Origin of the sequence: Acetobacter aceti (assembly GCF_002005445.1) — a bacterium.
Classification (GTDB): Bacteria; Pseudomonadota; Alphaproteobacteria; order Acetobacterales; family Acetobacteraceae; genus Acetobacter; species Acetobacter aceti_B.
In genome coordinates, this window is record NZ_CP014692.1 from 31,858 (window position 1) to 44,233 (window position 12,376).

10 protein-coding genes are annotated in these 12,376 nt (G+C 56.8%); 5 read left to right on the forward strand and 5 right to left on the reverse strand.

Going from position 1 to position 12,376, the window contains the following annotated elements; genetic code table 11:
- The 3 genes from A0U92_RS00175 (at position 1) to A0U92_RS00185 (ending at position 5,525) form a co-directional block, all read left to right on the forward strand.
- Positions 1–1,908, forward strand: a complete 1,908-nt coding sequence (locus A0U92_RS00175) for an esterase/lipase family protein (protein ID WP_187668810.1) — start codon at positions 1–3, stop codon at positions 1,906–1,908.
- Positions 1,908–2,897: an Lnb N-terminal periplasmic domain-containing protein gene (locus tag A0U92_RS00180; protein WP_077811465.1), complete on the forward strand. Its 990-nt coding sequence runs from the start codon at positions 1,908–1,910 to the stop codon at positions 2,895–2,897. Before A0U92_RS00175 ends, A0U92_RS00180 begins: the two co-directional genes overlap by 1 nt.
- A gap of 192 nt (positions 2,898–3,089) precedes the next feature.
- On the forward strand, positions 3,090–5,525 hold the full coding sequence (locus A0U92_RS00185; RefSeq protein ID WP_077811466.1) for a membrane-bound PQQ-dependent dehydrogenase, glucose/quinate/shikimate family: 2,436 nt from the start codon (positions 3,090–3,092) through the stop codon (positions 5,523–5,525).
- Between the two features lie 1,043 nt (positions 5,526–6,568).
- Here the strand turns inward: A0U92_RS00185 and A0U92_RS00195 are convergent.
- On the reverse strand, positions 6,569–7,498 hold the full coding sequence (locus tag A0U92_RS00195) for a nucleoside hydrolase (RefSeq protein WP_077811468.1): 930 nt from the start codon (positions 7,496–7,498) through the stop codon (positions 6,569–6,571).
- Positions 7,499–8,290: 792 nt separating this feature from the next.
- Between A0U92_RS00195 and A0U92_RS00200 the strand changes: the two genes are divergently transcribed.
- Positions 8,291–8,641, forward strand: a complete 351-nt coding sequence (locus A0U92_RS00200) for a RidA family protein (RefSeq protein ID WP_077811469.1) — start codon at positions 8,291–8,293, stop codon at positions 8,639–8,641.
- Between the two features lie 107 nt (positions 8,642–8,748).
- Here the strand turns inward: A0U92_RS00200 and acuI are convergent, their stop codons facing one another.
- Positions 8,749–9,732: an acrylyl-CoA reductase (NADPH) gene (acuI, locus tag A0U92_RS00205; RefSeq protein ID WP_077811470.1), complete on the reverse strand. Its 984-nt coding sequence runs from the start codon at positions 9,730–9,732 to the stop codon at positions 8,749–8,751.
- 172 nt (positions 9,733–9,904) lie between these two features.
- The gene (locus A0U92_RS00210) at positions 9,905–10,339 is read right to left on the reverse strand and encodes a CHRD domain-containing protein (RefSeq protein ID WP_077811471.1); all 435 of its coding nucleotides are present in this window, start codon (positions 10,337–10,339) and stop codon (positions 9,905–9,907) included.
- A gap of 142 nt (positions 10,340–10,481) precedes the next feature.
- On the opposite strand from A0U92_RS00210, the gene A0U92_RS00215 reads away from it, so the two are divergent.
- Complete coding sequence (locus tag A0U92_RS00215) at positions 10,482–10,721, forward strand: hypothetical protein (RefSeq protein WP_077811472.1); 240 nt, start codon at positions 10,482–10,484, stop codon at positions 10,719–10,721.
- Between the two features lie 16 nt (positions 10,722–10,737).
- Here the strand turns inward: A0U92_RS00215 and A0U92_RS00220 are convergent, their stop codons facing one another.
- Entirely contained in the window at positions 10,738–11,328 is a 591-nt protein-coding gene (locus tag A0U92_RS00220; RefSeq protein ID WP_077811473.1) for a histidine phosphatase family protein, read from the reverse strand.
- 19 nt (positions 11,329–11,347) lie between these two features.
- Positions 11,348–12,280: a ribose-phosphate pyrophosphokinase gene (locus A0U92_RS00225; RefSeq protein WP_077811474.1), complete on the reverse strand. Its 933-nt coding sequence runs from the start codon at positions 12,278–12,280 to the stop codon at positions 11,348–11,350.
- Positions 12,281–12,376 lie beyond the last annotated feature (96 nt).

Below are 12,376 nucleotides of genomic sequence, written 5' to 3' on the forward strand. Positions count from 1 at the left end.
ATGTCCGGCCTCGCTGTTCTGATGGCGCTTTCAGCCTGCTCACCGATTTCCGTCCACCGTCTCAGTCTGGTCGACGCCTATAGGGAGCGTACCCGCAGCGCGCTGGAAGCCGATCATTTCAGCGCCTCGACCCATACGGTTCTGCAACGACAGAACCTGCTTTCAGTCTGGAAAAAACAGCCTGAGCAAGCGCTCGCCTCGCTGCGGACCGCAACACAGGCAGGCTTCTATACCTCGGATCTCTCATCCCAGATGTTTGCGCTGGCGGAGCTGAGCTACCTGCTGGCGCGCCGCCGCCACGATCCGGCTCAGTTCATGATGGCGGCTCTGTACGCCTACGCCTATCTGTCACCGGATGCGCCGGAGGGGGAGCGCCCCAATCCGTATGACGTGCATTTCCGTCAGGCATGCGACCTCTACATGCTGGCTCTGACAGAGGCGCTCGGCTCTCCGGCCCGGGTAAACTCCCAGGTCTGGACGCTCCCTGTCGGACGACTGGAGTTGCAGGCCAATCCTGACGATCTGAACTGGCATGGTCATACCCTGACGGATTTCCGTCCGACCGCCCGCTTTGAAGTCAGTGGACTGAACAACATCTATTCCACATCCGGGCTGGGTGAACCGCTCGCCGCCATCCCACGGATGAACCCCGGCGAGACGCACTCCTTCCAGATTTCGGACAAGATGCGCGTGCCGGTCAGTCTTTTCATTGAGCTTGACCACTCAAGGGAACAGGTTCTGTCGGATCATATGTCCGGTCGTCTGATTCTGACCGCCAATGACAACGCCACGGAGCGCCGCGAGGACAGTCATCAGGTTGCGTTGCAGTATGACCCTACCACCGCCCGCGCCATTAGCCTGAGTGAATCCGTCGACTGGTCTGCCGAATATGCCAGTTTCCTCAATGGTCGTTATTTCGATGACCACAAAAGGCTTCAGCTTGCCGCGATAGAGCCCCATAAAAAAGGGCGTATGCCGGTAGTGCTTGTTTATGGCACAGCCTCCAGCGCCGGCCGGTGGGCCAATATGGTCAATGATCTGCTGGCGGACCCGGAAATCCGCAAGCATTTCGAATTCTGGGTTTTCTCTTACGGCACGGGAAATCCCATTCCGTATTCCGCCATTCAACTCAGGCAGTCACTGCAGGAAGCCATTCATAATCTGGGTGGCGTGCAGGCGGACCCGGCACTGGGTCACATCACTCTGATTGGACACAGTCAGGGCGGCCTTCTTTCCAAGATGCTGGTTATCAATGCTGAAAACCACTTGTGGGACGGTATGGTTTCCGTTCCCCTTGATCACCTCAATCTTGCGCCTGAAACAAGGAGCCTGCTTAAAGAAGCCCTTTTCCCGTCAGTAATGCCGGAGGTGAAAACTGTTGTGTTCATTTCCACCCCGCAGCACGGCAGTTATCTGGCAACCCTCTCCGTCTCACGTTTTCTGGGAAGGATGATAACGCTTCCTTTTACTGTCACGCATGTTCTTAATCAGCTCATTCAGGCCGATGATGCGTTGCGGCTGGATATGAGTCCCTGGCGGGTAGCCAGCGTTTACGGCATGTCACCGCAAAGCAGCTTCATCCAGTCCCTGTCCGCCATTGAGGTAGCGCCGGAGGTCGAAGCGCACTCCATCATTCCGGTGACAGGAAATGGTCCGTCCTCCACAGCCAGCGACGGTGTTGTGGATTATGAAAGCGCCCATGTTCCTTACGTCAATTCAGAACTGGTTGTGAAACACTCGGAACATTCCACCCAGTCAAACCCGGTGACGATTGCGGAAGTCCGGCGCATTCTGTTTCAGCAGATTCTGGAAACATCCAGTGACGCCCCTCCTTCAGGCGATATGACGAAAAAGAATATCGTCCGTATCGGTGGAGAATATGTGTCGACTGGGAGAAGCTGGAAATAATGAGGCACAAAACCGGACGATGGCTCTGTTATGTGGCGTGTGGCGGCATGCTGCTGTTCAGTATGGCGGCATTCTGGTACTCGACCATTCTTCCTGACTGGCTGCGGACAGGCCTTGCTGTCCTGTTTCCTGTTCTGCTTGCGGCCTGCCTTTGGTCGGGTGGAAAAATCCGCATGATAGGGTGCGCATTCCTCCTGACCGGCTTCTGGGGGTGGTATCTGACGGATGCGCCCCGTAATGACCGTATCTGGGCGACCGAATACGCCATTCCGGCTGACGCACGCATCAGCGGACATAGGGTGCATGTCAGTCACATCCGGAATTTTACTTATAAAACAGAGACCGATTACAAGGCGGCCTACTACGATGCTGACTATGACCTCGACGCACTGTCCGGTGTCGATCTTGTCACGTCTTACTGGGCCGGTGACGCCATAGCACACGTCTTCCTCTCATTCGGATTCAGGGATGGGAGGCATCTTGCTGTTTCTATTGAAACCAGACGCCAGAAGCGATTTTCCTATTCAACGATTGCGGGATTCTTTCATCACTATGAACTGTTCTATGTGACGGCTGATGAGCGCGATCTGATCGGTGTAAGAACCGACATTCGTAAAGAACGTGTCTATCTTTACCATCTGCTCCTTGCACCCGAGACAGGGCGTCGTCTGTTTCTTAGTTATCTCATGGAAATTCACAGTCTGAATACGCACCCCCAGTGGTACAACACACTGACGGACAATTGCACGACCGGCATCCTGCAACGTGCCGATGCACGCTGGCGCTACCGTCTTGACTGGCGAGTACTGCTCAGCGGCTACACTGCTTCTCTGGCATATGACCTTGGCTTTCTGGATCAGAAATACGATTTTTCAACGCTGAAAAAGATGAGCCGTATTCGCAGGCCGGAGGGCGCAAGCCCTGACGCGGAGTATTCACAGGAAATCCGTGAGGAGACGCCCCTGAAAGAGGAACTGGGTCCTCGGTGACGCTTCCCGCCGTTCATCACTCACACGCCGGAACGCCACTTTCCCTGAAGTCGCAGCAGCCCCAACTCCCTGATTTCCGACGAAATCTGGCCAGAAATTTTTGACTATGCGCTCTCTGTTTTTTCAGTCAGAGGGAGCGGGTAAATTCACAAGACTTTCCGGCGCCTGCCGGGATGCTTTCTGGAGTGTCTTATGGGTGATCTTCAGCCCACTTGCCGGAAGTTCGGCCTGCCTGATGGCTGGCGTGTTCTGGTCGCGCTATTCTCCCTTCTGGTCGGGATCGGCCTTGCGGCGGGCGGTTTCAATCTCGTCATGCTCGGTGGCTCGCTTTATTATCTGTTCGCGGGCCTCGGCTACATCGTCGTCGCCATTCTGCTGGCCCTGAAACAGCGGATTGCGCTGCCTTTCTCGACCGGCGTGTTTGTCGCGACCCTTCTCTGGGCCCTGTTCGACACACCGGAGTTTGGATACTGGGCGCTGCTACCCCGTCTCGTCGTGCCGGCGGTTCTGTTCACCCTCAGTCTCTGGGCTGCCGCGACGCTCCAGACATTCGCACCGAAGACACGCAAGTGGAGCGTGCTGGGTGGACTGGCGCTCACATGCTGCCTGCTGATCACCCTGTTCGAAGCTTTCACGCCACATGGCGCGATCCACAACGACACCGGTTTCAGCAAACAGCCGCCTCTGGCCGTGGCGAAAGAGGATGTGCCGGACGACTGGCAGTATTTTGCCCGCAATGAACACGGCACGCGCTATGTGCCCTACAGCCAGATCACCCCCGAGAATGTCGGCCATCTGCAGGTGGCGTGGGTCTACCACACGGGCCGCCGCATGACCGGCGCTGGCACGGGCGTCGATGAAAACACGCCGCAGCAGATCGGCAACGTGCTCTATTCCTGCACACCGGAAGATCTGGTCACCGCCATCGACGGTGATACGGGCAAGGCGCTCTGGAAGTTCGATCCTCAGGCGCATTCGGCCGAACACGTCTCCTGCCGTGGTGTTGGATATTACGACACGGACAAGGATCAGACTCTGTCCCCCGGGGACAGGGCCGTTGATCCAGAAGCGCCCTGCCGCCAGAGCATCATTGTCAACACGATCGACGCCCGTCTCATCGGTCTGGATGCTCATACCGGCAAGCTCTGCCCGAAATTCGGAAATAACGGTGTTGTTGACCTCAAGCCTCGCATGGGGCCAGTGGAAAACGGCAAACGCTATCATCCCACGGGTATTCCCGTGCTGATGGGCCATACGGCGGTGATCGGTGGCTGGGTGCGTGACATCGTGCACGGTGAGCCTTCCGGTGTGGTCCGCGCCTATGACGTTCGTACTGGCGCACTTGCATGGGCCTGGGATGTCGGTGATCCGGACAACGCCAACGCGGCGGACCCGGGCAAGAGCTACACGCTGGAAACGCCCAATGTGTGGACCATCCCGACCTATGACCGCGCTCTGAATCTGGTCTATCTGCCGACCGGCAACGGACCGCCGGACTACTGGGGTGGCGATCGTGACGCGGTGAAAGAGAAGTTCGGCGCGGCTATTGTCGCTGTCGATGCTTCGACCGGTCAGACGAAATGGGTTTTCCAGACCGTACATCACGATGTCTGGGATTATGACCTTCCTTCGCAGCCGGTTCTGTTCGATATGACGAACAAGCAGGGTGAGACCGTTCCCGCCCTGATCCAGACGACCAAGACCGGCAACATCTTTGTGGTGGATCGTCGCACGGGTCAGCCGGTGACGGATGTGGTCGAAAAGCAGGTTGCCACGCAGCCGGCGGCGGAAGGCGAGCATCTGTCCCTGACACAGCCTTTCTCCGTGGGAATGCCTGAAATCGGCGTCAAGCCGCTGACGGAAAACTCCATGTGGGGTGTGAGCACGTTCGACCAGCTCTACTGCCGCATCATGTTCCGCAATTCGGTTTATGAAGGGGCTTTCACGCCCCCGGGCGAGAAACCTTACATCGAATATCCCAGTCTGCTTGGTGGCATGAACTGGGGTGGCGTCTCCATCGACGAAGCCCGTGGACTGATGTTCGTCAACGACATGCGTGTTCCGTTGCGCATGATGCTGGTGAACAAAAAGAACGCCTCGCACTACAGGATTTCGATGGACGAAGTTCCCGGCTTCATGGGCACGCTGCGTCCGCAGGTGGCTGGTCCGTATCAGGGCGTCCGCATCGACATCCTGCAGTCGCCGCTGGCTGTACCCTGCAACACGCCGCCTTTCGGCACGATGAACGCCATCGATCTACGGAGCAGGAAGCTGCTGTGGCAGGAGCCGCTTGGCACGGTGACGGATACGGGTCCGATGGGTCTGAAGACGCACATGGACGTGCCACTGGGACTGCCAACGCTCGGAGGTCCGACCTCAACAGCATCCGGTCTGGTGTTCTTCGCCGGTACACAGGACTATTATCTGCGTGCGCTGAACTCGCTGACGGGAGAGGAAGTTTGGAAAACGCGCCTACCCGCTGGCGCTCCGGCGGCCCCACTGGTGTTCCGCTCTCCGAAAACAGGTAAAGAATATGTGGTGATTTCAGCAGGCGGCATGAGTCATTCACCGGATGTCAGTGATGAGATTATTGCTTACACACTGCCTGATGATGCGGTGGCGCATTGAGTCATTAAAATTATGGATGTCGCTTGTTTGATAAGCGACATTTGATGAAGCTTTTCGGGAAAAGCTTCATCAAAAACTTTCTTATGTTCAGGGCGGATATTCCCATCGGGATATCCGCCCTTTTTATATCGGGCGTTCAGATGAATGGTTTTCTTCCCGACTTGAGCATTTCCATCGAAAACCGGTTCGGTGGAAATGCTCTAGTTTATTGTTTTTACGAGCATCTTCACGTATTTGAATGCACGCATTCAAATAGGATCTTCTCTAGGCTTCCCCAAGCGTCAAAGAGACAGGTCTCGCTCCGGTCATCCATCTGGCTGGTGATGTCGTCTGCCCCATAGATTGATCTCGTGAGCAGGGTCGGCAGATGGTGCGTGCTGTTGAAAGTCTCTTTGGGAATCAGGATCACCGTACGCAGCCTGATACCATAGTATATGGAAATATCCATGGTATGGAATAAGTTTTTCTGTTCATGTTCCATTAGATGGTGGGCCGATGTCGTACAGGCGGCGAGCAGAAGGGAAGTGACGTCCGCCGTCATAGCCTGCCCGACGCTTCGACAGATCTGCCGGTGGGAGCCAAGTATGCTCGTTTTGGAGAGGAGTTACAGCTTCAGCAGGTTTTTCCAGATCAAGGACGAAGATGCCCTGCGATTCACGCGGGGATACCGTCTCGGTTGCGGACTGCCGTCATGTGGTTTCATTTGATGGAATATTCTGTCCTGATAGCGAGATAACATAATCGGACTCTCATGACGCTCCGTCAGTCGGACAGAACGTTCAGCGGCTATCGGCCATGCACTCAGCCTGTCTTTTGCAAAGATCACGTCCTTTATCCGTTCAGGACGAGGATTGTCACCCAGGTTATCCCGGATGGCTGTGGCAGAAGCCTGTCCATGAAAACCACTTATAAATCATGAAAAAGTTTTTGGTGAAGCTTTTCCAAAAAGCTTCAGAGAGCATCGTGTGTCTGGAAAAAAGCTGGCGCCAAAACACTCATTTCTTATCGAAACAGTATGATGAAACAACCTTTTGAAACCAGCCTCAGAAACGGGCCAGACGCTCCGCGATCAGATCATAGACGGCTTCGACATCGCATTCCCTGAGAAACAGAACATTTTTCGGCAAATCGCTGACACCCCACCAGTCCACGACAGTCATGCCCATCGTCAGTTCGCTGCCGGTCTCCACGCGCACATTGACCTGCCGTCCGCGATACAGGTCCGGTTTCAGCAACCAGAGCACGGTGTTCGGGTCGTGCAGTGGGCCTCCGTCCGTGCCGTATTTGTTGGCTTCAAAGCGTTTCTCGAACCGCAGCCAGTCAGCAACGACCGGGCCCACACGGTTGGGGATTGCCTCCAGACGGGCCAGACGGGCTGCGCTCGTGTGCAGCGTGTGTGTTACATCCAGCGGCAGCATGATGATGGGGATATCTGATTCCAGCACGATGGCGGCGGCATGAGGGTCGACATAGACATTGAATTCCGCGCTGGGCGTGATGTTACCGACTTCGGAAAATGCGCCGGACATGGTGACAGTCCGGCCGATCCGTGTTCGCAGCGCGGGTTCGCGTGAGAGGGCCAGAGCCAGGTTGGTCATGGGGCCGATGGCGCAGATCGTGATGGCTCCAGGCGGATTTTCCATGACGCTACGGATCAGGAAGTCGACCGCATGCTCCGGAGACGCGTTCGTCAAGGGCTCAGGTAAATCCGCTCCTTCAAAGCCGGTGCGACCATGCACATGCATGGCGTTGACGGGGGCGCGAAGAAGAGGACGCTCTGCGCCCCGACACACCGGAATATCTGGCCGACCGGCCAGTTCCATTGTCTTCAGGGCATTGATGGTCGCCTGATCGACATCGACATTCCCCGAGACCGTGGTGACGCCCAGCAACTCGATCTCGGGACTGACGAGAGCGAGGAGAATTGTCAGGGCGTCATCCTGTCCGGGATCTGTGTCGATGATGATTTTCAACGCCTGTTCTCCTCATATGACAGCCCTGATTCCGGGCTGGCATGGTCGATCTGATACCGCAGCACCAGAAGTCTAGCCTCTGGAAGCGGTCCCGTCAGCAGGCATCTCCATGCGTGAGATACTTCCTGCAACAACCTGTGATCGTTCCATTTTTGAATATCCTTGCCTCCGCAGGCAGTCGCAGTGAACTGACGGCAAACGGTTCCGTGGTGTGGTTTCAGCCCCATTTTCCGCGTAAATTTTTCCACATTTGAAGCACAGAAGCCGCCATAGCCAGAGTGAGTGTGTGGCTGGGCTTTCTTGCTCTGTAAAAACAAAAAAACCAGTAGCAGGAAATGTTTATTGTATCTGAACGGTTTCCGGGGATATGTGAAAATATTCCGTCGAAGTAGTTATATACGATCTCGTGTGAAGAAGTAACAGTGTGACAGGGGTAGCGTTACATATATAAAGCAACCAGTTTTAGTGTTTAATTGAAATTGTGTTGTATATAATTCTTTATTTTTTGTATATTTATATAAACATTATTGGTTTCATGAGTATCAGGTGGGCGGTTTTGAAATCCTGCGAGCCTGTTTGGAAATTCATGGATGAGCGTTTTTTCGGGTGAGATTGGCGCCCATGGCGACAAGAAACTTCTGCGTCTGTGCTGGTGACGACATGGGATCTGTTGCCAGAAATGGTGGAAAATCAGAAAAATTCCATCTTTCTGTCGGCCCTGCCTTCGCCCGATCAGGACAGACGGGGCCATTATATGTTTTATGAATCCGCTATCCAGAACAAAGGTTACTCATGACCATCAAACGCCTCGCCCCGGAAGAACGTCTCAGCGGAGCCTCCGTCTGCGGCAATATGGTTTATCTCGCTGGGCAGGTCGCCGATGATGCGACACTGGACGCGGAAGGCCAGACTGCTGATATTCTGCGCCAGATCGATGTGCTGCTGGCCGAAGCGGGCACCAGCAAGAGCAATCTTCTGTCGGTGCAGATCTTTCTGGCCGACATCAGCGATATGGGGGCCATGAACCGGGCATGGGATGTCTGGCTGGATCGGGCCAACAAGCCTGCGCGCGCCACGGTCGAGGCGAAACTTGCGGACCCAAGCTGGAAAGTCGAAATCACAGGTATCGCAGTCATCCCGTGACGCCATAAAGCGCTTTCGGGGCGGGGGCGTCTGCTGATGGGGGTAGGGCAGGCAAAATTCTGAGCGGGTCTTATGACTGCCCGCTCTACACCTGTCGTGAAAACGCTCTATCCCGCGACGTTGATCAGAATTCGTCCCCGCGTCCGGCCGTCCATCAACGCATGCGCTGCCTCGACGGCCTGCGAGAGCGGGTATTCACTGACAACCTCTTCCAGTCGTGTGACGTCGATCAGACCAGCAAGTCGATCCCACGCCCTGATCCGCTGTTCACGTGGGCACAGGGTGCTGTCGATGCCGAGAAGACTCACGCCACGCAGGATGAACGGGGCGACGGTCAAAGGCAGATCCATTCCGCCCGCAAGACCGCACGCGGCCACAGCGCCGTGCAACCGGACAGCAGCGCAGACTGACGCCAGCACCTGCCCTCCGACGACATCAATCGCACCAGCCCATTCGGCCTTTTCCAACGGACGGCTTTTGCTGGTGAACAGATCCCGCTGGATCACCCGGCTGGCGCCGAGACTCTCAAGATAGTCCTTTTCCGCCATCCGCCCCGTGACGGCGACCGTTTCATAGCCAAGTCCGGAGAGCAGCATCACCGCGATACTGCCCACGCCGCCTGATGCGCCCGTCACCAGCACAGGTCCATCGTTGAGCTTAACATCCGCATGTTCAAGCGCCATGACGCAGAGCATGGCCGTATAACCTGCCGTCCCGAGAATCATGGCCTGCCTTGCGGAGAAAGCGGCAGGCAGCCGTATCAGCCATTCACTGCTGACCCGAGCAAGACCGGCGAGGCCACCCCAGTGCTTTTCCCCAACACCCCAGCCATTGAGCAGCACCTTGTCACCGGGGAGGAAGTCAGGAGAGGCGGATTCAACGACCGTGCCGGCAAAATCCACTCCCGGCACCATCGGCCAGGATTTCACAATCGGTCCTTTGCCGGTAATGGCGAGGGCATCCTTGTAGTTGAGTGTGGACCACTCGACTTTCACCAGCACGTCACCCACAGGCAGCGCGTCCAGAGCTATCTGACGGAAAGACGCAGCTTGTCCCTCGTCGTTTTTTTCAATGATGACGGCGTCAAACATTACACCTGCCTCGCAGCTCTGCCTGTTCAGTGAAATCCTGTGCGCAGATGGAAAAAGAGAGCGACAGAATCGTGCTTCACAGCACGCGTTTGCCGCCCCCCTCCCGGATCACTCATAAATATTGGCCAATCCTCGCGCAGAGGGGCTGCGGTCATGACCGGCCTGCGGGTGCTCAGTTTTTGACCAGCTGCGCCCGGGCTTCGCCATTAGGGTGTTCGGCGGTGTGCAGGTTCACATAGATTTTCCCGGCCTCAAGTTCCTTGACCTGCTTGCTGTCGAGTTTGATCGTGCCTTTCAGGGGGCTGGTGTAGGGGCCGTCGATGGGAGCGACGACACCGGCATCCTGATCCGGGGCGGCGGGACCGTGGAAATGGGCGGCGTTCACGGGGCCTGACAGTCCGGACCACTGGATGCTGTAGGTCAGTTCATGCGTTCTGGAATCAAGGGTGGCATCGACCATGCCTGCGGGATGGGAGGTTGCTGCGTGCTCACCCGAGAAGCTGCCCATGAACATCTCGTTCTTGTCCGCAGCCGATGCTATGGAAACTGACGCTGCAAAAACAGCGGAGGCCAGAAAGGCGTTTCTGATCGTTGTTTTGAAAGTCATTTGATTGATCTCCGAGTCATGAAGCGATTACCGCACAGAGAGTAACGCCGGAGAATAGGCTCTGTTTGATTGTATCCGTAAATTTACCGTGCGTTAACACGCCTGTCGTAATGTCGATGTGATCTATTGAAGGACATACGCCATGACGAGTTCAGCATCCCTGAGTGGGACCAGCTATTCTCTGCTCGCGCTCCAGCATCGTGGTCGGGCATCCGCTGCTCCGGCCAAAATGGCCGACACCACCATCAATGCAACCGGCCAGCGGTCACATGGAGGCAGTCTTTCCATCGGTCTTGATTCAACCGGGAATGTGCTCACCACCGCGAGCGCCGGCAAGGATGGAAAAGCCGTGAAATCCGCTGCCGTCGATCTGTTCGGCTGAACAGACCACTACACCGTTATCCGAGCTGCTTCAGGTTCCAGGGCGTTCCAGCCGTAGCGGGTGGCTCGGCCACAAGCGGGATGGCGTTGGGAAGCCGGACATTCACAGGCAGATGCATGGCTGACCGCAGGGCGCGGAACAACGCACCGTGAGCCACCACCAGCACTGTGCCCTGTCCGGTCAGAGCCCGGTTCAGGGCTGCCACGGCGCGATCACGCAGGAAAGCGAACGGCTCGGCGCCCGGCGGCGTGTAGTGCCCTTCGACCCAGTCATCATACCAGTCGCCCATCGGGCAACCTTCCTGCTCGCCGAAGCAGACTTCTTCCAGCCCTACATCCATGGTGAGGACCGGGCGAACGCCGTAGCGTTCTTTCAGTGAGTCTGCTGCAACCTCGGCTGTCCGAAGCGCGCGGGCCAGCGGGGAGGACACGATCCGGCTGATCCGCAGATCACCCGAGGCCTCCTGTGCCAGCAGACTGCCGGCATTGCGCGCCTGCTCCAGTCCGGTTTCGTTGAGCGGTATATCGGTCCGACCCTGTGACAGACCCTGCCTGTTCCAGTCTGTCTCGCCATGACGGAGATACCAGTAACGTGTCGGGGTAATCACAAGGCAGTCCTCTGCTTTCTCAGTCAAACAGCGACGAGACGGAACTTTCGTCGGAGACGGCGCGCATCGCCCGTGCGAGCAGCTCGGCTGTCGTGATCTGTCGGATGTTGTGGGCCGCTTTTACAGCGTCCGTTGCCTTGATGCTGTCGGTCAGGGTGAGCATCTCGATCGGAGAAGCGCCAATCCGCTCGACAGCCTGCCCGGTCAGCACGCCGTGCGTGACATAAGCACCCACGGACGCCGCGCCATTATTGATGATCGCCTGCGCCGCGTTGCAGAGCGAGCCTCCGCTATCCACGATATCGTCAACCAGCAGACAATGACGGCCCTTCACGTCACCGATGACATTCATGACTTCGGACACACCGGCGCGCTCACGGCGCTTGTCGATAATGGCCAGATCCGTGTTCAGGCGCTGCGCCAACTGACGCGCACGCACCACGCCGCCGACATCCGGCGAAACGATCATCAGGTCCCGGTCGCCGTAACGCTCCTTGATGTCGCGCACAAACAGCGGCGCGGCATAAAGATTGTCCACCGGCACGTCGAAGAAGCCCTGGATCTGCATGGCGTGCAGATCAAGGGTCAGCACCCGGTCGGCACCGGCCTCGACCAGCAGGTTCGCCACCAGCTTGGCGCTGATCGGTGTGCGGGGGCCGGATTTACGGTCCTGACGGGCATAGCCGAAATACGGCATGACCGCCGTGATCCGGCGAGCTGAACCACGCCGCAGCGCATCCAGCATGATCAGCAGTTCCATGAGGTTGTCATTCGTGGGCATGCAGGTGCTCTGTACGACAAACACATCCTCACCGCGCACATTCTCGAAAATCTCGACAAAGACTTCCATATCCGCAAAGCGGCGCACGGAGGCATTGCAAAGCGACATATTGAGTTCAGCCGCTACAGCTTCGGCAAGCGGTAGGTTGCTGTTACAAGCGACGATCTTCATCTGCCGATTTTCCTGTGAAACTGCACCACACGACCCGCAATCCGGGCATTGCCGGGCCTTCTAGCAACGCAGGGGGCTTCTGTCATCCGACCAAGG

Coding starts and splice junctions, on each gene's coding strand:
- A0U92_RS00175 (WP_187668810.1), top strand. CDS start 1: ATGTCCGGCCTCGCTGTTCTGATGGCGCTTTCAGCCTGCTCACCGATT.
- A0U92_RS00180 (WP_077811465.1), top strand. CDS start 1,908: ATGAGGCACAAAACCGGACGATGGCTCTGTTATGTGGCGTGTGGCGGC.
- A0U92_RS00185 (WP_077811466.1), top strand. CDS start 3,090: ATGGGTGATCTTCAGCCCACTTGCCGGAAGTTCGGCCTGCCTGATGGC.
- A0U92_RS00200 (WP_077811469.1), top strand. CDS start 8,291: ATGACCATCAAACGCCTCGCCCCGGAAGAACGTCTCAGCGGAGCCTCC.
- acuI (WP_077811470.1), bottom strand. CDS start 9,732: ATGTTTGACGCCGTCATCATTGAAAAAAACGACGAGGGACAAGCTGCG.
- A0U92_RS00210 (WP_077811471.1), bottom strand. CDS start 10,339: ATGACTTTCAAAACAACGATCAGAAACGCCTTTCTGGCCTCCGCTGTT.
- A0U92_RS00215 (WP_077811472.1), top strand. CDS start 10,482: ATGACGAGTTCAGCATCCCTGAGTGGGACCAGCTATTCTCTGCTCGCG.
- A0U92_RS00225 (WP_077811474.1), bottom strand. CDS start 12,280: ATGAAGATCGTCGCTTGTAACAGCAACCTACCGCTTGCCGAAGCTGTA.